This is a genomic window from Martelella alba, assembly GCF_006516955.1.
Classification (GTDB): Bacteria; Pseudomonadota; Alphaproteobacteria; order Rhizobiales; family Rhizobiaceae; genus Martelella; species Martelella alba.
Genome location: NZ_VHLG01000017.1, coordinates 1 through 19,570 on the forward strand (window position 1 = coordinate 1; position 19,570 = coordinate 19,570).

At 59.7% G+C, this 19,570-nt stretch carries 17 protein-coding genes and 1 riboswitch; of the genes, 11 read left to right on the plus strand and 6 right to left on the minus strand.

The genetic code is table 11. From position 1 onward, the window contains the following. On the plus strand, positions 1–275 hold a 275-nt coding region (locus tag FJU08_RS22980; protein WP_210245280.1), incomplete at its 5' end, for a hypothetical protein. Between the two features lie 75 nt (positions 276–350). On the opposite strand, the gene FJU08_RS19785 is transcribed toward FJU08_RS22980, so the two are convergent. After that, on the minus strand, positions 351–632 hold the full coding sequence (locus tag FJU08_RS19785; RefSeq protein WP_141150786.1) for a hypothetical protein: 282 nt from the start codon (positions 630–632) through the stop codon (positions 351–353). A gap of 144 nt (positions 633–776) precedes the next feature. Then, positions 777–2,123 (minus strand): sugar porter family MFS transporter, encoded by a 1,347-nt coding sequence (locus tag FJU08_RS19790; RefSeq protein WP_328592427.1) that lies wholly within the window; start codon positions 2,121–2,123, stop codon positions 777–779. Between the two features lie 328 nt (positions 2,124–2,451). After that, a riboswitch (TPP riboswitch) is annotated at positions 2,452–2,556 on the plus strand. Positions 2,557–2,846: 290 nt separating this feature from the next. On the opposite strand from FJU08_RS19790, the gene FJU08_RS19795 reads away from it, so the two are divergent. From FJU08_RS19795 to FJU08_RS19805, 3 genes are all read left to right on the plus strand, one after another. Continuing rightward, positions 2,847–3,533 (plus strand): ABC transporter permease, encoded by a 687-nt coding sequence (locus FJU08_RS19795; protein ID WP_141150859.1) that lies wholly within the window; start codon positions 2,847–2,849, stop codon positions 3,531–3,533. Positions 3,534–3,574: 41 nt separating this feature from the next. Beyond that, positions 3,575–4,513, plus strand: coding sequence for an ABC transporter substrate-binding protein (locus FJU08_RS19800; RefSeq protein ID WP_141150788.1), 939 nt, complete (start codon positions 3,575–3,577; stop codon positions 4,511–4,513). A 187-nt stretch (positions 4,514–4,700) separates the two neighbouring features. Continuing rightward, positions 4,701–4,904 carry a DUF3955 domain-containing protein gene (locus tag FJU08_RS19805; protein WP_141150789.1) on the plus strand — a complete coding sequence of 68 codons (204 nt, stop codon included), beginning with the start codon at positions 4,701–4,703 and terminating at the stop codon, positions 4,902–4,904. Between the two features lie 311 nt (positions 4,905–5,215). Here the strand turns inward: FJU08_RS19805 and FJU08_RS19810 are convergent, their stop codons facing one another. Continuing rightward, on the minus strand, positions 5,216–6,589 hold the full coding sequence (locus tag FJU08_RS19810) for an aspartate aminotransferase family protein (RefSeq protein WP_141150790.1): 1,374 nt from the start codon (positions 6,587–6,589) through the stop codon (positions 5,216–5,218). Between the two features lie 214 nt (positions 6,590–6,803). Here FJU08_RS19810 and FJU08_RS19815 point away from each other — a divergent pair, with 214 nt between their 5' ends. The 5 genes from FJU08_RS19815 (at position 6,804) to FJU08_RS19835 (ending at position 12,857) form a co-directional block, all read left to right on the plus strand. Further along, positions 6,804–7,988 (plus strand): M24 family metallopeptidase, encoded by a 1,185-nt coding sequence (locus FJU08_RS19815; protein ID WP_141150791.1) that lies wholly within the window; start codon positions 6,804–6,806, stop codon positions 7,986–7,988. Positions 7,989–7,991: 3 nt separating this feature from the next. Then, complete coding sequence (argE, locus tag FJU08_RS19820; protein ID WP_141150792.1) at positions 7,992–9,158, plus strand: acetylornithine deacetylase; 1,167 nt, start codon at positions 7,992–7,994, stop codon at positions 9,156–9,158. Further along, entirely contained in the window at positions 9,143–9,814 is a 672-nt protein-coding gene (locus FJU08_RS19825) for a GntR family transcriptional regulator (RefSeq protein WP_181409950.1), read from the plus strand. Before argE ends, FJU08_RS19825 begins: the two co-directional genes overlap by 16 nt. 250 nt (positions 9,815–10,064) lie before the next feature. Beyond that, on the plus strand, positions 10,065–11,420 hold the full coding sequence (locus tag FJU08_RS19830) for a CoA transferase (protein ID WP_141150793.1): 1,356 nt from the start codon (positions 10,065–10,067) through the stop codon (positions 11,418–11,420). Positions 11,421–11,636: 216 nt separating this feature from the next. Next, on the plus strand, positions 11,637–12,857 hold the full coding sequence (locus FJU08_RS19835) for a GTP-binding protein (protein ID WP_141150794.1): 1,221 nt from the start codon (positions 11,637–11,639) through the stop codon (positions 12,855–12,857). A gap of 16 nt (positions 12,858–12,873) precedes the next feature. Here the strand turns inward: FJU08_RS19835 and FJU08_RS19840 are convergent, their stop codons facing one another. Genes FJU08_RS19840 through FJU08_RS19850 form a run of 3 tightly spaced genes read right to left on the minus strand, consistent with a single transcriptional unit; the run spans position 12,874 to position 15,706 of the window. Next, positions 12,874–14,163 carry a TRAP transporter large permease gene (locus FJU08_RS19840; protein WP_141150795.1) on the minus strand — a complete coding sequence of 430 codons (1,290 nt, stop codon included), beginning with the start codon at positions 14,161–14,163 and terminating at the stop codon, positions 12,874–12,876. Continuing rightward, positions 14,160–14,672 (minus strand): TRAP transporter small permease, encoded by a 513-nt coding sequence (locus tag FJU08_RS19845; protein ID WP_141150796.1) that lies wholly within the window; start codon positions 14,670–14,672, stop codon positions 14,160–14,162. Before FJU08_RS19845 ends, FJU08_RS19840 begins: the two co-directional genes overlap by 4 nt. Next, positions 14,669–15,706 carry a TRAP transporter substrate-binding protein gene (locus tag FJU08_RS19850; protein ID WP_235890861.1) on the minus strand — a complete coding sequence of 346 codons (1,038 nt, stop codon included), beginning with the start codon at positions 15,704–15,706 and terminating at the stop codon, positions 14,669–14,671. Before FJU08_RS19850 ends, FJU08_RS19845 begins: the two co-directional genes overlap by 4 nt. Positions 15,707–16,396: 690 nt before the next feature. On the opposite strand from FJU08_RS19850, the gene FJU08_RS19855 reads away from it, so the two are divergent. Continuing rightward, positions 16,397–18,841 (plus strand): glycoside hydrolase family 94 protein, encoded by a 2,445-nt coding sequence (locus FJU08_RS19855; protein ID WP_141150797.1) that lies wholly within the window; start codon positions 16,397–16,399, stop codon positions 18,839–18,841. A 193-nt stretch (positions 18,842–19,034) separates the two neighbouring features. Then, entirely contained in the window at positions 19,035–19,532 is a 498-nt protein-coding gene (locus FJU08_RS19860; protein WP_141150798.1) for a hypothetical protein, read from the plus strand. Positions 19,533–19,570: the final 38 nt, after the last annotated feature.

Sequence of the window (19,570 nt, forward strand, 5' to 3'; positions counted from 1 at the left end):
CGAAAAGAGCGGTAATTTGGCAGCGTGGTCCATCAATGTCATTGAATATATTTGATAAATTGCGATTTATTGATTCCTATCAGCGGCACCATATTTATTTGCGCTTTGCCGCCCGCCAACCCAAAGCGCGGGTTTCGGTTCGAGTCTTCTCACCTGCATCATTTTTATTTGCGCTTCGCCACCTGCCAACCCAAAGCATGGGTTTCTTTTCGCGGCTTTTTCTCTCGTTGCGATCATTTAGTCCCGGCGCTGAAAGGCCTTTGGCGCAGCGCTGATGCCTGCATATCGAGATATGAAAAGCCCCGGGCGGGGCGCCCGGGGCTTTGCTGTTTTGCTGGAGCGTGCCGTGATCAGTAGCCGGAGGGGCAGGCCGCGACATATTTTCCGCCATTGCGGTCACGGTAATAGCACTGGTTCTTGCCCCGGTCATTTGCGTGCCCGATCAGTGCACCGGCTGCAGCACCCACCGCACCTGCGGCGACGGCCTGGCCGGTAGAGCCGCCAAGCAGCAGGGTGGTTGCCGCTGCTCCGCCGCCGCCAATGGCTGCGCCCTGCTGGGTGGAGGTACAGGCAGCTGCCGAAAGGGCACAGCCGGAGACGAGAAGGGCGGCAAGCGCGCGCTTGATGATCATGGGAAGAACCTCTCTTTGGTGTTTGTTCTGCCGCATCAACGCATGTGCACTGCTTCGGGTTCCATGATCGGCTGTTACCGGCGCAAGCAAAAAGCCGCCGGAGGTGATCCGGCGGCTTTGAAAGCAGTGTCAGCTCGCGGTGGCTCAGAGGCCGACCGTACGCTGTTCCAGTTCTTCCAGGGTTACGCCCTTGGTTTCCGGTGCCACGGCGATGGCATAGAAAATGCCGAACACGCAGCAGGCGGTGAAGATGGCGAAGGTGCCGACAATGCCGACCTCGTTCAACAGGACGGGGAACAGCAGTGCGACAATGAAATTGAAGAACCAGTTTGAGACCGAGGCGAGCGCCATGCCGCGCGGGCGCAGCCGAAGCGGGAACAGTTCCGCCATATAGAGCCAGGGCAACGGGCCGAGGCTGACAGCGAAAAAGGCGATGAAGGCGAAGATGCCGAAGGTCGCGATATAGGGCGTTGCCGGAATATCGATGATCGTGGCACCGGTGACGATCGCCATAGAGCAGGCCGTACCGATGAAGCCGATGATCAAAAGCTTGCGGCGGCCGATCGATTCCACCAGATACATGGCAACCACGGTCAGCAGGACATTGATGACGCCGATACCGACGGTTGCCAGAAGCTGGGTCGTGGTGCCGGAAAAGCCGGCATGTTTGAAGATCTCGGGCGCGTAATAGATGATCGCATTGATGCCCGAAAGCTGCTGCAGCACGAAGACGATCATGGCAAAGCTGGTAACCGGCAGGATGCCCTTTTTCAGGAAGGAGCTCCAGGCGGGCTTTGCCTCTTCGTCATGCGCTGATTCCTTGATTTCGTTGATGATCCGGTCGACATCGGCCTTGCTGGCATCGGGCTGCAGCTTGGTGATGATGTCGCGGGCCTTGTCGGCATTGGAATTCAGCGTCAGCCAGCGTGGCGTTTCCGGCGACATCAGGATACCGATCAGCGCGATGACTGACGGGAAGACGCCAACGCCGATCATCCAGCGCCAGTCACCCGACTGGCCGAAGGCGGCATTGCTCATATAGGAGACCATGATGCCGATGGTGATCATCAGCTGGAAGGCGGCAACGATCGTGCCGCGAATGCGGGCCGGTGCCACTTCCGCCAGAAACATCGGTGCGGTCATGGCCGATGCGCCGATGCCGATGCCGATCAGAAGGCGGGTGAGGGTCAGGAAATACTGGTTGAAGGCCAGTGCGGAAATGATCGAGCCGACCAGGAAGATCACCGCACCCAGAACCAGCATCGGCTTGCGGCCGTAACGGTCGGTGGTGACCATGGCGATGATGGTCCCGGCAACCGCCCCCAGCGGCACTGCCGAGGTTACCACGCCTTCCATGAAGGGTGTAATCGTGAAGGTCTGCTTGATGAAGGGAAGTGCGCCGGAAATAACGCCCTGGTCGAAACCGAAGAGCAAACCGAAAAGCGCAGCCACGATAACGATGGCAATCAGCATTTTTATTCTCCTCCGTATTTGCCGAAGCCCCTGAGAAACGGGATACGGTCGGTGAGATGTTGTTGTTGTTCAGTCGCCCCTTTTTGTCTGTCTTCTATAGTGGCAGCAATAGGACGGCAAGCGGGCATCCGATCAATTCTTGATGCGATTTATATCTTGTAATACCGCGGGTTTGATTGGACGCAATTATTTTGACCAACTGCGCTTTGTCATCAGGCTGAAACGCCTGCGCGCCAGCTGTTCCGGCGCCGGTGTGATTCGTAAGTCTGTTCTTTACCGGTCCTTGGCCGGTCCTTGGCCGGTCTTTGAGCGGCCCTTGACCGCACGGTCGGATTTGGGCATAGATGGGCGATCCGAGGGGTGTGTCCTTTGAGGCGCTGAGATGGCCATGAGCCGAACCCTTGAACCTGATCCGGGTCATGCCGGCGTAGGAACGGAGTTTCATCTTGGCCATTGCCATCAGAAAATCTGGCTCATTTTGCGCGTCGGTTTACCGGTCAGGCGCATCGCCTGACATCGGCCTTCGGCCGGTTTGTCAGGGTGGTGTTCCTTCATCACCTGCCGCGCGCTGCATCGCTGTCACAATATCGCCTGGCCGCCTGAACGGAGCCCGTCTCCGTCCTGCTGCGCGATATCGCGGGCGCCCGGTTGTCATGCCGGGGAAGCGACGTGCTGAAATCAACCCTTGACGTTTTTTATCTCGGCCTGCGCGCCGCCATTCTGGTGCTGCTTGTCTGGCAGATGGCTGTCTTTTTCCTCGCGCCGCCGCCCTATATCCTGCCGCCGCCTCTTGCGGTGACGGACAAGCTTTTCAGTGCCCATCAGACGCTCTTTGCCGCAGCGCTGATCACCCTGCGCGAGATCCTGGCCGGCTTTGTCGCAGGCGTTGGCTTTGGCGCGGCAACGGCGCTCATGGTCGTCGCCTGGCCGCGTTTCGGGCGGCTGGTCTGGCCGGTCTTCGTCGTGCTGCAGTCCTTTCCCGTTTTCGTCATCGCGCCGATGCTGGTGCTCTGGTTCGGTTTCGGCCTTTCTTCAAAAGTGGTGATGACGGCGATTATCGTCTTCTTTCCCGTGGCATCTTCCTTTGCCGACGGGCTGATGCGCACGGATCTCAATGTCATCCGTGCGGCAAGGCTGGATGGCGCGGAAGGGTTTTCCCTTCTGTTCTTCATCCGTCTGCCGCTTGCCGTGCCGGCACTTTTCTCCGGCCTCAGGATAGCCGCTCCGCTCGCCCCGCTCGGCGCCGTTGTCGGTGAATGGGTGGGGGCGGCTGGCGGGCTCGGCTTCGTCATGGTGCAGGCCAATGCCCGCATGCAAACCGATATGGTCTTTGCGGCGATGCTCATTCTGGCGGCCGAAGCCGTCATGTTTCGCAAGGCGGTGGATCTTGCCGCCCCTCTTTTCACACGCTGGGCGGCTACCGCCTGAAGGCGGCATGCCCCCCTGGCACGCACTCTGGAGACCCTGATATGCTGCGTAAATTCTTCCTGGCTGCGGCCTTGAGCCTTGCCCTTCCGGGCCTGGCCTCAGCCAATGACAAGCTGACGGTGATGCTGGAATGGTTCGTCAATCCCGATCACGCCCCCATGGTCGTGGCGCAAAGCCTCGGGCTTTTCGAAAAGGAAGGCCTCGACGTCACGCTGGTACCGCCATCTGATCCTTCCATGGTTCCGCGCATGGTGGCATCGGGCAAGGCCGATATCGGCATTCATTACCAGCCGAACCTCTATCTTGATCATGATGCCGGCGTCGATATCGTCCGCTTTGGCACGCTTGTTTCCACGCCGCTCAACACGCTGATGACCCTTGCCGACGGGCCGGTGAAGACACTTGCCGATCTGAAAGGCAAAAAGATCGGCTTTTCGGTTGCCGGTATCGAGGACGCGCTGGTTGCGACCATGCTGAAGGATGCCGGGCTGACGCGGGATGATATCACGCTGGTCAATGTCAACTTCGCCCTGACCCAGTCGTTGATGTCCGGTCAGGTCGATGCGACGATCGGCGCGTTCCGGAATTTCGAGCTGACCCAGATGAAGCTGGACGGCGCGGACGGCAAGGCTTTCTATCCTGAGGAAAATGGCGTTCCGGCCTATGACGAGCTGATCTATGTGACCCGCCGGGACATGCTTTCCGATGACCGGCTGCCGCGCTTTCTCGATGCCGTCGAGCAGGCGGTGATCTACATCACCAATCACCCGGATGCCGCCTGGCAGCTTTTTGCCAAAGCCTATCCGGATCTCGATGACGCTCTCAATCATCAGGCTTTCATGGACAGCATTGCCCGCTTTGCCAAACGGCCAGCAGCGCTTGACGCGGGGCGCTACCAGCGTTTTGGCGACTTCATGGTTGAAAATGGCCTGATCAAGACAGCGCCTGAGGTCAGCGACATTGCCATAGAGCTTCCCTAAGCCGACCACAGAAAAAGTGAACCTGTCATAATTCAAGGTTTCAAAATTGCCACAAAAGCCGGTTAGGACGTCCGTAACGGATGTCCTTTAGGGTGTCCTTCGGTTCTTCGCATCCTTCTTCGGAGGCGAGCCTCCGGTTCGAAGACCGGTCTCATTAACCCAGCATGTGGCAAAGGGAGATCGGGCAATGAAAATGGCAGGCCTGGTGCTTGTGGTCGTCGGCCTTGCGGCCTGGACCATCAATGTCTGCTTCTTTGATTATGTCGATACGGTTGATATGCTTCAAAACAGCATGTTTGTTCCAGTCAGCCGTCTCGCGATCCTTATGGGGCTTGGACTTCTGGCCCTTCACGCCGCAGTGCGATTTCTGTGGCGGGTGATCAATCACTGAGGCGAAATGATCTATAAAAAAGGCCGGACGGTGCCCGCCGTCCGGCCTTCAGCTTGCTGATAAAGCCATTCAGCTTATCTGTTTGAGGTGGAATAGCCATCGCCTCCGTCGTCATCCCCGTGCTTGTCACGGGGATCCATGCTCTTAAGGATTTGAATAAGCAGAGTCTTTCGCCGCGCGGACGCGCGTCGGCTGGATGCCTGTGATAAGCACAGGCGTGACGTTAGAGAAGGAGCTAGGCTTTGTCAGCAATCTGACCCCGGAGGATGCCCGCCGTCCGGCCTTTTGTCTGTGTTTATGCCGGTTTAAAGTTACGATCCGAGAACCGAGATCACCGCTTCTCTGGTGGCATCGACAATCTGATCGGCCTCCTCACGTGTCAGGCAGAGCGGCGGGGCGTAGCCAAGAATATCGCCTTCCGGCATGGCGCGTGCGATCACACCCCTGGACAGAAGCGCTGCGGCCAGCTTGTAGCCGATTTTTTCCTCGGCATCGAAGAAGCTGCGGTTGGCGCGCTCCTTCACGCATTCCACGGCAAGCAGCATGCCTTCGCCGCGAATATCGCCGATATGGGGGTGGTCGCCCAGTGCATCGCGCATGGCGGCGCGGAAATAGGCGCCGGTCTCGCGGGCATTGTCGACAAGGCCGAGTTCATCGATCAGCTTCAGATTGGCGACACCGGCAGCCGCCCCGATCGGGTGGGCGGAATAGGTCCAGCCATGACCGATCGGGCCATTCTCGTCGGTGCCTTTTTCCAGAACCTCCCAGACCATGTCGGAAACGATCGTGCCGGACAGCGGCGCATAGGCAGACGTCAGTCCCTTGGCAATGGTGATCAGATCGGGTTTGAGGCCGTAATGATCAGAGCCGAACATGGTGCCGAGCCGGCCGAATCCGGTAACCACCTCATCGGCGATCAGCAGGATATCGTATTTTTGCAGCACGGCGGAAATTGCCGGCCAGTAGCCTTGAGGCGGCGGCACGATGCCGCCAGTGCCAAGCACCGGCTCGCCGATGAAGGCGGCGATTGTGTCGGCACCCTCCCGCGCGATCAGTGCTTCCAGCTCCGCGACGCAATGGGCGACGAAATCCGCCTCGCCCATGGAAAGGTCGGCACGACGGAAGAAATAGGGCGCTTCCGTGTGGAACACCCGATCGAGCGGCAGGTCGAACTTGCGCTGGAAACCCGGCAGACCTGTCAGTGAGCCGGTCATCAGCCCGGAACCGTGATAGCCGCGGCGGCGCGAAATGATCTTCTTCTTCTCCGGCCGTCCGAGGATGTTGTTATAATACCAGACCAGCTTGATATTGGTCTCATTGGCATCCGAACCGGACAGGCCGAAATAGACCTTGGACATGTGCGACGGCGCGCGGTCCATGACCATCTTGGCCAGCGTGATCGAGGCTTCGGTGCCGTGGCCGGCATAGGCGTGGTAGTAGGCGAGCGATCTTGCCTGTTCGGCAATCGCTTCAATGATTGTTTCGCGGCCGTAGCCGACATTGACGCAATAAAGCCCGCCAAAGGCATCCAGCAGCCGGTTGCCATCGCGATCCTCGATAAAGACGCCCTTGCCGCCGGTGACGATCCGGCTCGGGCTTTCGCCGCGCGCATGCTGGGCGAGATGGGTCGAGGGATGGAAGAAATTCTCGCGGTCAAACCGGTCGAGCTGGTCATTGGTCAGCATGGCTGCGGTCTCCTCTCTACGTGGCGGCCCGACAGGCCTTTTCGCTTTCACCTGTCTGCCGCTTGACGGCCGGGACAATTGGCTCTTATGTTGTGTACAACAACATCATGAGAGTGTTTGAAGTCAAGTATCAAAGCGTAAAATCGGCTTTTTAGCGCGCATTTTGGTGCATTTTGGCAAGATATCTATAGTGTCGTGCACAACAGGAGTGGACATGTCCATGGTCACGCTGCCCTTCTCAAAGACTGAATATGCAAGGCGCCTGGCCCTCGTCAGGGCGGCGATGGCGCGGGAGGGACTTGACTGTCTTTTTGTCACCGCGCCGACGGCAATGAACTGGCTGACGGGCTATGATGGCTGGTCCTTTTATGTCGATCAGGGCGTGATCATTACCGGCGACGGCGCGCCTTTCTGGTGGGGACGTCTGATGGATGTGAACGGGGCCAAACGCACCACCACGCTGCCGGAGGATCACCTGCTCTATTATCCTGACCGCTACATTCAGGCGACCGATTGTCATCCGATGGATGATCTGGCCGAGCAGCTGGCGGGGCTTGGTTTTGAAAAGGCGCGGATCGGGGTTGAGACCGGCAATTATTATTATACTGCCAAGGGGCATCTGGCGCTGATGGCAGGTTTGCCAATGGCCGATTTTGTCGATGCCTCGAGCCTCGTTAACTGGCAGCGGCTGGTGAAATCGCCGGAAGAAATCGGCTTCATGCGCAAGGCGGCGTCGATCTCCGAAGCGGTGATTGCCCGCGCGGTCGAGATCGCCGAGCCCGGCATGGTCAAGAACCATCTCGTTGCCGAATTGCAGAAGACGGCGACAATGGGTGTCGGCGATGCCTGGGGTGACTATCCGGCAATCGTGCCGCTCTTGCCGTCAGGGGCCGATGCCTCGGCGCCGCATCTGACCTGGAATGGCGATGTCCTGAGAAAGGGCGAGGCGACTTTCATCGAGCAGGCCGGATGTTTTCGCCGCTATCACGCGCCGCTCTGCCGCACGCTCTATTTCGGCACGCCGCCGCAATTCATGCGCGATGCGGCGGACGCGCTTGCCGAAGGCCTTGCCGCTGGCATGGAGGCGGCGCGTCCCGGCAATCGGGCGGGCGACGTGGCACTGGCACTGGAAAAGGTGCTGTGGAAGATCGGCATCGAACGGCCGCATCGCGCCGGCTATGCGGTCGGCCTTGCCTATCCGCCGGACTGGGGCGAACATACCGTCTCGATCCGCTCCAGTGACGAGACGCTGCTGGAGCCGGGCATGACCTTCCATTTCATGCCGGGGCTGTGGATGGAGGACTGGGGGATGGAAACCACCGAAACCATCCTGATCCGCGAGGATGGCCCGGCAGAAGCGTTGGCAAAGGTACCGCGCCAGCTTTTCGTCAAGGACTAGCCGATGGATGAGGCGCTTTCCCGTTGCCGGTCGATCCTTGCCGATCTCGTTGCTTTCCCGACCGTCTCTTGCGACAGCAATCTTCCGGCGATCGCCTATATCGCTGAAAGGCTTGCCGATCATGGCGCCCGCATCGAGATCATGACGGATCAGAGCGGACAGAAGGCCAATCTGTTTGCAACGCTCGGGCTAGAGCGGGAAGGCGGATTGATGCTGGCCGGTCATACCGATGTCGTGCCGGTGCGCGATCAGAACTGGAGCAGTGATCCCTTCACGCTTGCAGAGCGGGAGGGAAGGCTTTTCGGGCGCGGCACATGCGACATGAAGGGTTTTATCGCCGCCTGCCTTGCGCGGCTGGACCTCTTTGCCCGGATGGCCAGCGACCGGCCGATCCATTTTGCCTTCACCCATGACGAAGAGGTGGGCTGCCTTGGCGCGCGGTCGCTGGTCAAAGAGCTTGAGAAACGGGCGATCCGCCCGGCCCTTGCCATTGTCGGCGAGCCGACAGGGATGCGGGTGATTGAAGGGCATAAGGGGTGCTGCGAATATACCGTGACCTTCACCGGTACGTCGGGCCATTCCTCGCGGCCGGAGCTCGGCGTCAACGCGATTGAATATGCCGCCCGCTATATCGCAAGGCTGATTGAGCTTCGCACCCGGCTGATCGATCGCGTGCCGGAAGGATCGCGCTTTCTGCCACCTTTCTCCACGCTCAATATCGGCGGTATCGAAGGCGGGCTGTCGCATAATGTGATTGCGCCGCGCGCCGTGTTGAAATGGGAGATGCGCCCGGTGATTGCCGAGGACATGGCGCTGGTCAAGAACGACATTTCCGACTATTGCCAGCATCGGCTTTTGCCGATGATGCGAGCGGTGGCGCCTGAGAGTGCCATTGCGACGGCGGTGATCGGTGAGGCGGCGGCCCTTTTGCCGAAGCGGGAGAATGCTGCGCGTGACCTTGCCTTTGCTGTGACCGGCGAGGAGGACGCGCATCTGGTTTCCTTCGGCACGGAGGCGGGGTTTTATCAGGAGATCGGCATGGACGCAGTGGTCTGCGGTCCGGGGGCGATCAGCGAGGCGCATCAGCCGGACGAGTTCATCACGCTTGACCAACTGAGCCGCTGCCTCACCATGTTCGAAAGGCTGGATGGCATATGGACAAATCAGTGACCGGCGAGCCGGCCCTTTCCGGACGTGACCGCTTCGAGCAGATCCATGATGCGCTGCATGAGCGGATATTGATGCTTGATTACCCGCCCGGCATGCGGCTTTCCGAAGCTGAGCTGGCAGAGGAATTCGGCGTATCGCGCACGCCGCTGCGCCGCGCGCTGGCACGGCTTGAAGATGAAGGCCTGCTGCGCTCGGTTCATGGTGTCGGCACCTTTGTTACCGATGTGGATATGGATGAACTCGATCAGGTCTATCAGTTGCGGACCGAACTGATCATCCTGATCGGCAGGCTGGATCCCGTCGCGGTCACGCCATCGGTGATCGCGGATTTTGCCGATCTTCATCATCGCGCCGTGGCGCTGAAGTATGATCCATCTCCGCGCGCCTTTGCCGCCCTTGATCGCGATATGTTTCTCGCGCTGACAGCACTTTCCGGTAACCGTCCGCTGAAGGAGATCAGCGAGCAGCTCTATTTCCGCACGGCGCGGATCTGGTTGCAGGCGGTTACCGCCGACCGGATCGACCTGAAAAGCGAGATCGTCATTTATGCACGCGAGACGGCGGATATTCTTGCAGCCCTTGAAGCGGGTGATCTCATGTCTGTCTGCCATCTGCGCCGCGCCCATATCGCGCTCAGTATTGCCCGCATGCGGTGAGGCCGGGTCTCATATCCGAAAGCTTGCCCGATCGGCGCTGGGCGTCATGCCGGTCACGCTCAGAAAGGCGGCAGCACCGGGGTTTTCTCTTGTGGTTGATGCCGTTGCCGGACTGGCGTGGGCACTCAGGATAGGTTTGCGCTGATCCGCCGGATTTCTCTGTCACCGGCCAGCTTTGGTCAGAAGCTTGATCAAAAGGGGGGAAGCTGGAACAAGTGAAAGCCTTGCGGTGAGACGTTGGGGGAAGAGCATGACAGGTGATGCTGCGGAGTTTTTTCGCGATGAGATCGAAAAGGGGCTCGGCCCGGCGGATGCTGCCCAGGTCGCGGTGTGCCTGACGGGCGATTTTCAGCTGTCATCGGTTTTTCATGTCTCAGATCTTGCCGCTGCGAGCATGGCCGGGGCGATGCAGGCGTTTGGCCTGCTCGTCGGCGGAAGGCAGATCACGCTCGACCGGCGCCGTGCGGAGCTATGGTGCGGCATGACCGTGAAGCCCGATGGCTGGGTGCTGCCTGAGGCATGGGACCCGATTGCCGGGAATTACCGATGCCGTGATGGCTGGGTAAGGCTGCACACCAATGCCCCGGCACATCGGGCGGCAGTCCTTGGGGTTCTCGGCGTTGAAGCGACGCATGCGGCGGTAGAAGAGGCGGTTGCGGTGTGGAAGGCCGATGCACTGGCGCAAGCCGTTGTCGCGGCAGGTGGCGTTGCCGCTGCCATGATCGGGCTTGATGACTGGGCTGGCCATCCGCAGGGACGGGCGGTGGCGGCTGAACCGTTGATCCACTGGGAGCAGTTCGACGTTGCGGACAAAGTGCCGTTGCCCGCCTTTTCCGGCAGTCTCGCCGGGTTGAAAGTGCTGGATCTCACGAGGGTTCTTGCCGGGCCGGTGGCAACCCGGTTTCTCGCCGGCTTCGGCGCCAGCGTGCTCAGGATTGACCCGCCGGACTGGAATGAAGAGGGGCTGGAGGCCGAGGTGACTTTGGGCAAGACCTGCGCCGGACTGGACCTGAAGTGCATAGATGACCGCCGGATTTTCGAAGATTTGCTCAGCGAGGCGCATGTGCTGGTCCACGGCTACCGGCCCGGTGCGCTGGACCGGCTGGGCTATGATGCGGTGAGGCGGCGGGTGCTCAACCCCGGCCTCATCGACGTGTCGCTGTCAGCCTATGGCTGGACAGGGCCATGGCGGGAAAGGCGCGGCTTTGACAGCGTGCTGCAGGTGGCGACGGGCCTGGCTGCGGAAGCCATGCGGATGACCGGCGCGGACAGGCCCGTGGCACTGCCGGTGCAGGTGCTCGATCATGGCACGGGCTATCTGATGGCGGCAGCGGTTCTGCGCGGGCTCGCTCGGAAACGGGCGAATGGCAGGGGATGTGCCGCGCGGCTGTCACTGGCACGCACGGCGCATCTGCTGGCTTCGGCCGGGACGCGCGATCCGGTCGCGCGCCAGCCGGGCGACGAGGTGGTGGCGATGCAGGCGGAAGAGACCCACTGGGGGCCTGCCCGCCGGGTGGTCTTTCCGGCAAGCCTGGACGGGAGGGGGCCGCATTTTGCCCGGCCCGCTGGTCCATTCCGGGCTTCACCGGCGCTATGGCCTGTCTGAGACAAAACAGGTGCCGTTCGGAAGCCGGAAGGGAGAAAGCAGCAGATCATGACTGACCATGTTCGGCGTGGCCTTGTGTGACATCAGGGCGAACAAGGCGCTTGACCGGGAATGGTTTGTTTCGCTAAATGTAATGTTATAACGTTATTTTAATTGCACGGCGGAGCGCGCCATCGGGCTGCTTGCCGTTGCGAAACCCATCAGGAAGAGGCTGCCATGTTGCAGAAAAATCAGGATCCGCGCCTGCCCGTCACTGTGCTTTCGGGCTTTCTCGGCGCGGGCAAGACGACCTTGCTCAATCATATTCTCAACAATCGCGAGGGCCGGCGGGTCGCCGTCATCGTCAATGACATGAGCGAGGTGAATATCGATGCCGATCTGGTGCGCCAGGGCGGTGCCGACCTGTCGCGCACCGAGGAGACCATGGTCGAGATGACCAATGGCTGCATCTGCTGCACGCTGCGCGACGATCTCCTGAGCGAGGTGCGGCGGCTGTCGGAAGAAAAGCGCTTCGATTATCTGCTGATCGAGGGGACCGGCATTGCCGAGCCGCTGCCGGTCGCCGCCACCTTTTCCTTTCGCGACGAGATGGGGCGCAGCCTTTCCGATCTTGCCCGGCTCGATACCATGGTGACGGTGGTGGATGCAGTGAACCTGCTGCGTGAATATGGCGGCCATGAATTCCTGAGCGATCGCGGTGAAGTGGCGGGCTCAGGTGATGACCGCACGCTGGTCGATCTTCATGTCGAGCAGATTGAATTTGCCGATGTCGTCGTCGTCAACAAGATCTCCGATGTGACACCGCAGGAACGCGAAAACGTCGTCAAGGTGGTGCGGGCGCTGAACGCCGATGCGAAGATCATCGAGACGGATTTTTCCGAAGTTGCACTGGAGGAGCTTCTCGACACGGGTCTCTTCAGCGAAGACAAGGCGAGCCAGCATCCGCTCTGGGCCAAGGAACTCTACGGTTTTGCCGATCATGTGCCGGAGACCGAGGAGTATGGCATTTCCAGCTTCGTCTATCGCGCCCGCGCACCGTTTCACCCGGAGAAGTTCGACCGCTTTACCAAGACCAGCTTTACCGGGCTGATCCGCGCCAAGGGCCATTTCTGGCTGGCAACGCGCCCGGATTTCGCTGGTGAGTTCTCGCTGGCCGGTGCGATTGTCCGCTCCGGCCCGCTCGGGCGCTGGTGGGCGGCAGTGCCGGAAAGCCGATGGCCGAATAATCCAGAACTGCGCGGCATGATCGAGGATTGCTGGCACGAGGCCTATGGCGACCGGCGTCAGGAGATTGTTTTCATCGGCACCGGCATGGATCAGGCCGCGATCCGTCAGGCGCTGGATGAATGCCTGATCGATACCGGCACCGGTTTCAACGAGCGTGATTATGAAGGGCTGACCGACCCCTTCCCTTCCTGGGTCAGGCAGGTGGCCTGACCCGCGAAATCTGGGATCACATCATCGACGGTATGAACAGTACAATGCCGGGAATGGCGATCAGAAGCGCGATGCGCAGCAGATCCATGGCGACGAAGGGCAGAAGACCGGCAAAGATCGTTCTCAGACTGACGTCGCGCACCACGGTGTTGAGCACGAAGGCGTTCATGCCGACCGGCGGCGTGATGTAGCTGACCTCGGTGATCACGACCACGAAAATGCCGAACCAGATCAGATCGAAACCCTGCGCGGCGACGATCGGGTAGAAGATCGGCACGGTGAGCGTGATCATCGACAGGCCTTCCAGCACGCAGCCGAGCAGCAGATAGATCACCAGTATGGCAAGGATGGTCGGCAGCGGCCCGTCGCCGAAAATGCCAAGGGCGGACTGGATGTCATTGGTCATGCCCGACAGATTGACATAATTGGTGAAGGTCATGGCGCCGAACAGGATGAAGAACATCATCGCCGAGGTTTTGGCGGTGCCGTAGAGAATATCGCCAAGCGAGGCGAGCGTGAGTTTCTTGCTCGCAAGAGCCAAAATGAAGGCGCCGAAGGCACCCATGCCCGCACTTTCCGTCGGCGTGAAGACGCCGAGATAGATGCCGCCCATGACAAAGATAAACAGGGCGATGGCACCGGCCGTGCCCTTCAGCGCCAGAAGCCGCTCCTTCAGCGGCAGGCGTTCCTCGCGTGGCAGGTCCTTTGCCGTGAAGCGGACCGAGATCATCACGGCGATGGCGTAGAACAATATGCCGATCACACCGGGCAGGATGCCGGCAATGAACAGCTTGCCGATATTCTGCTGGGTCATGATGCCGTAGAAAACCAGGATGACCGAAGGCGGGATCAGGATGCCGAGCGTGCCGCCGGCAGCGATCGAGGCGGTGGCAAGGCTGTCGGGATAGCCGAAGCGGCGCATCGAGGGCAGGGCGATCTTCGACATGGTTGCAGCCGTTGCCAGTGACGAGCCGCAGACAGAGGAAAAGCCGCCGCAGGCGACCACCGTTGCCAGTGCCAGGCCGCCGCGCCGGTGGCGCAGCCAGGCATGGGCGGAACTGTAGAGATCGCGGGCAATGCCGGACTGGACGACGAAATTGCCCATCAGCAGGAAGAGCGGCATCACCGTCAGCGTGTAGGAGCGGCCATTGTCGAAAAAGGTCGAGCCAAGCAGAGCGAAGGAGGGTTTGAAGCCGATGATGGAGGCCGTGCCGACAACGCCGATCAGCGTCAGGGCAAAGGCGATGGGCACGCCGCTCAGCAAAAGCACGAGCAGCACGGCAATACCGACGGGCCATTCGATCATGGCTTGCGCCTCCTGAGTGCGGCAAGCGCGATGACAAGGGTAATGGCGGCCGAAAGCCCGGTCATGATGGCGCAGAACCAGATGAAGGGGGCGACACGGATGCGCAGGCTGTTGGTGACGAGATAGCTGGCCACCTGGTCGCCATAAGCAAAGAGCCGCCAGCAGACGACGCCAAGCACGATCGCCGAGATGATGCCGGTCAGAAAGACGCGCGGCTCCTCGATGCGGGCGGGCAGCGCCTTCGTCACCAGATCGACGGTGACATGACCGCCATCGAGACAGACGGCCGGCAGGCCGAGAAAGACGATCGAGACCAGCAGCAGCTCGGACAGTTCCGAAGCGCCGGTGATCGGTGCGTTGAAGATATAGCGGCCGATGACATCACTGACGGTAAGCATCATCAGCACCATCAGCAGGATGCCGGCAACAAGACTGAGGACAATGCGAATGCCGCGCACCAGAGGATGCGCGGCCTTGTCATGCAAACTATAGGATTCGGTATCGCTCATTGAGCCTGCAGTTCTTCCAGATTCTTCTTCATCATCTGGACCGCCTCGGCCGAGGAGATGCCGGTCTCGTCGATTTCGGCAAGCTTGGCATCGACAACCGGCTGCACCATGGTGGTGATCTCGGCAATCTGCTCCGGTGTTGCATCATGGATGGTGACCTTGCCATCCATCGCGGCGCGGCCTTCAGCATCGACCTTGTCCCAGGCCTGGCCGGCAAGCCGTGCAAGCGCCTCGCCCGAAACACTGTCAATGGCCGCCTGATCTTCCGGCGACAGGCTTTCCCACTTGGCCTTGTTCATGACGATGAAGAAGGAGGTGTTGTAAAGCCCGCCCGGCACCACCAGCGCCTGGCTGACAAGATCGGTAAGCCCGAAGAAGTTGACCGATTCAAACGGGAACATGATGCCATCGGCAACGCCCTGCGACATCAGCTCATAGGTCTGCGAGGACGGGCCTTCGACCGGCACGGCGCCGAGCGCGGTGGCGATTTCATGGACAATGCCGCCGCCGACGCGGATCTTGGCGCCCTTCAGCGTATCGAGGCTGGAGAGATCGCCCTTGGTCATGAAGGTCTGGCCGGGGCCATGGGTGAAGACGGCGAGAACATGGACGTCGTCATATTCATGCGCGTTCTGCAGCAGGTCGATCCAGGTGCGCCAGTAGGCGACCGAATTGGCTTCTGCCGTATCGCCCCAGAAGGGCAGCTCTGCCAGATTGGTGGTCTTGAAACGGCCGGGCGTGTAGCCCTGCACGCCGAAGGAAATATCGGCAACGCCGTTGACCGCAAGGTCGTATTGCGCCGGCGGCGGCCCAAGCGGGGCCGGCAGGATATTGGCGGTAACGCGGCCATCAGTCGCCTCGGCGATTTCCTTGGCATAGGGCACCATCACATCGGCAACCAGCGCATGGGTCGGCGGCAGCCAGTTGGCGATCGTCAGCACTTCTGCGCTGAAGGCCTGTCCGGCCAGCATCGTTCCCGTCAGAAAAGTTGCGATCTTCAACGTGGTCTTCATGTGGAGACGTCCCCTCGTCATTGTCTGTCCTGAAAAAGGTCAAGGCTTGAAATTGGAAGTGAAGCTGGACCATGGCGGCGCGACTTGTCAATCGGGAAAGCAGGGCAAAGCCCTGTCAGCCAGTGCTTTCCGGCAAAAGGCGTGGCTTTTGCAACAGCGTCTTTGTGCTGTTGCCGCCTTGCGGTTGCGGGGAAGGGCGTGATGCCTGGGCCCGCTTGCGTCAGCGCCAGTGCTGCAAAGTGCCAAACGCAGAGCCAACCGTGCGGCGTGGTGCCGATATATGGGGCATGAAACAGAATTTACGGTAACGTTACAGATGCTATTTTCAAACCGCTTTGAAAAAATCGAGCATGCGTAGGTTGCAGCAATACGAGTATTTAATATAATAAAAACAATAAGATAAATTATGTAAATTTACGATGCGCAAAAATAGAGGCATTGTGCGACACGCGATGGTGGACAAAATCTAAAACGTTTCACTTTTGAGGTCGGTGATTCTGTGTTAACAGGCTTTGCAGGAGGACGCGAGCCGACCTGCCCGCCAATGCCGGGTTTGATGCCATGTGCTGAACCTGCGCATGTCTGGCCCTTGGTCTCAGTGCAAGACGGGATGCGAATATGTGCCCGTTTGGCTGGGATCTGCTTTTGGGAGGAGGCTGTCGCGCTGCCGCAGAATTTTTAAATGACAGGCACGCTGAACAGGATTGCATCATGAAATACGGTTATTTCGACGACACGGCCCGTGAATATGTGATCACCCGGCCGGATACACCCTATCCCTGGGTCAACTATATCGGTTGCGAAGGCTATTTCGGCATTCTCTCGGCCACGGGCGGCGGCTATTCCTATTATCGTGATGCCAGGCTCCGTCGTCTGACCCGCGGGCGCTACAACAATGTGCCGCTCGATATGTCAGGCCGCTATGTCTATGTCCGCGATAATGAGACGGCCGACTTCTGGTCGCCGTCCTGGATGCCGACCCAGTCGGAGGTCGAGGATTACAGCTGCCGCCATGGCATGGGCTATTCAACGATCGGCTCAAAGCGCAATGGCATCCGCGTCTCCAACCGCTATTTCGTGCCGCTTGGCGAGACGCTGGAAATCTGGCAGTTGACCGTCACCAACGAACGGCTGGTGCCGGCCGATGTCTCGCTGTTCTCTTCCGTTGAATTCTGCCTGTGGGATGCGCTGGACGACATGACCAATTTCCAGCGCAATCTGTCCACCGGGCAGGTCGAGGTGGAAGACGAGGTCATCTATCACAAGACCGAGTATCGCGAGCGCCGCAATCACTTTGCCTATTTTGCCTGCTCGGAAAAGCTTGCGGGTTTTGATACGAGCCGCGAGGATTTTCTCGGTCCGTGGCGCGGCTGGGACAAGCCGGTCGCCGTTGCCGAGGGCCGGTCGCGCGATTCGATTGCCCATGGCTGGTCGCCGATGGGATCGCATCATGTGAAGATGGTGCTTCAGCCCGGCGAAACCCGCCAGGTGATCTTCGTGCTCGGCTATCATGAAAATGACAAGGCTGAGAAGTTCGACCCGCCGGGTTCGCAGCGCCTCAACAAGAAGACCGTGGCGCCGGTGATCGAGAAATATCGTCAGATCGAAAATGTCGAGACGGCTTTCTCTGCGCTGAAGACGCACTGGGACGACCTGCTCGGCGTCTATCAGGTGTCATCGCCCGATATCCATGCCGACCGCATGGTCAATATCTGGAACGCCTATCAGTGCATGGCGACCTTCAACATGTCCCGCTCGGCCTCATCCTTTGAAAGCGGCATCGGCCGTGGTCTGGGCTTCCGCGACAGCAATCAGGATCTGCTCGGCTTCGTCCACATGGTGCCGGCCCGTGCGCGCGAACGCATTCTCGATATCGCCGCGACCCAGCTGTCCTCCGGTGGCGCCTATCACCAGTATCAGCCGCTGACCAAGAAGGGCAATAATGACATTGGCGGTGACTTCAACGACGATCCACACTGGCTGATCATCGGCGTCGCCGCCTATCTGAAGGAAACCGGTGATTTTTCCATTCTTGAAGAACCGGTGGTGTTCGACAATCAGCCCGGCACGGAAGAGCCGCTTTACGCTCATCTGACCCGCGCCATGCAATATGCGCTGGACCGGATCGGTCCGCATGGCCTGCCGCTGATCGGCCGGGCTGACTGGAATGACTGCCTCAATCTCAACTGCTTTTCCGATACGCCCGGTGAAAGCTTCCAGACCACCACCAGCAAGGATGGCAAGGTTGCCGAAAGCGTTTTCATTGCCGGGTTGATGGTGCTCTCCGCCCGCGAACTTTCCGATATCGCCCGCGAGACCGGCAAGGCTGATGATGCGGATCGTTATGCCAGGGTGGCCGCCGACATGGATGGCACGATCCGCACCCATGGCTGGGATGGCGAGTGGTTCGTGCGCGCCTATGATGATTTCGGCCGCAAGATCGGTTCGAAGGAGAATGAGGAAGGCAAGATCTTCATCGAAAGCCAGGGCTTCTGCGTTCTGGCTGGCGTTGGCGTTGATGACGGCAAGGCGCGCAAGGCGCTCGATTCGGTTGCCAAACATCTGGCGACCCCGCATGGCATTGTCGTGCTGCAGCCCGCTTACACGAAATACTATATCGAATATGGCGAGATCTCGACCTATCCGCCGGGCTACAAGGAAAATGCCGGCATCTTCTGCCACAATAATCCCTGGGTCATGATTGCCGAAACCGTGCTCGGCAATGGCGATGCGGCTTTCGACTATTATAACCGCATCAACCCGTCGGCGCGCGAGGCGATTTCCGATACGCACCGGCTGGAGCCCTATGTCTATGCGCAGATGATTGCCGGACGTGATGCCACACGCCACGGCGAGGCGAAAAACTCCTGGCTCACCGGCACCGCCGCCTGGAATTACTATGCCATCACCCAGTTCATTTTCGGCATTCGCCCGGAATATGAGGGGTTGCGCGTTGCCCCGGTGATCCCGGAACGCTGGAGCGGTTTCTCCGTCAGCCGGACATGGCGTGGCGTGACCTACGATATCACCGTCACCCGAAAGGGTCCCGGCAATGCGGTTTCGCTCGTTGTTGATGGGCAGCCGGTTGCCGGTGATCTCGTCTCCCCGCCTGCCGATGGCGTGACGGCGGTCAAGGTCGAAGGCTTTATCGGCTGACCCGGGCCCGGGGCTGAGCCCGGCTGACTGTGCCTTCTGATCATGGACGCCCCCGTTACAGTTCGAACTGTGGCGGGGGCGTTTTCGTTGCGGGCTGGGCGGCGGCGAGGTGTTTATGAATGGTTACTTAAGTATTTGTAATTAAAATATATATTAGGTGAATGATATGTTTTTGCTTTCTCGGGAGGAAATCATGCCATACACGTCGTTTGGAGTGGATATCACGCTGGATTACCTCAAGCGCGCAGAGTTCGGTCGTTACTTTCCGGCTGAGGAGCGCATTGTCGATCGGTTTGAGATTACGCGGGCGGTTGCCGAGGCAGAGGAGCGGCGAAGCCGGGCCACGTCTGAAGAAGAGCGCAACTTTTACCGGGAATGCAGCGAAGTGTTCGGCTTTGTGCTTGAACGCTATTCCAATTTTGATGCGGTGGATGCCATCAATCGCTGGCCGAAGGTCAATCTCCGCGTTGAGCCTGCCGCGACAGCCAGCGAGCCAAGGGCTTGCCCGCCGGAACGGGCGTTCAATTCTCCCGAAACCCGTTTGCCAACACAGGCAAAAAGCCGGCCGCCAGTGCCGCGCTACGGTTCTGCCGGCCATCACGGCGTTATACAGGGGCGGGTCAGCAAAAGACGCCCGGTTGACGTGATGAGAAAAGATGCCGGTAGCGGAACGACAGAAAGGCCGCGCTGACGCGCGGCCTTCTTCCTGTCTGGACGTGTGCTTCGGCC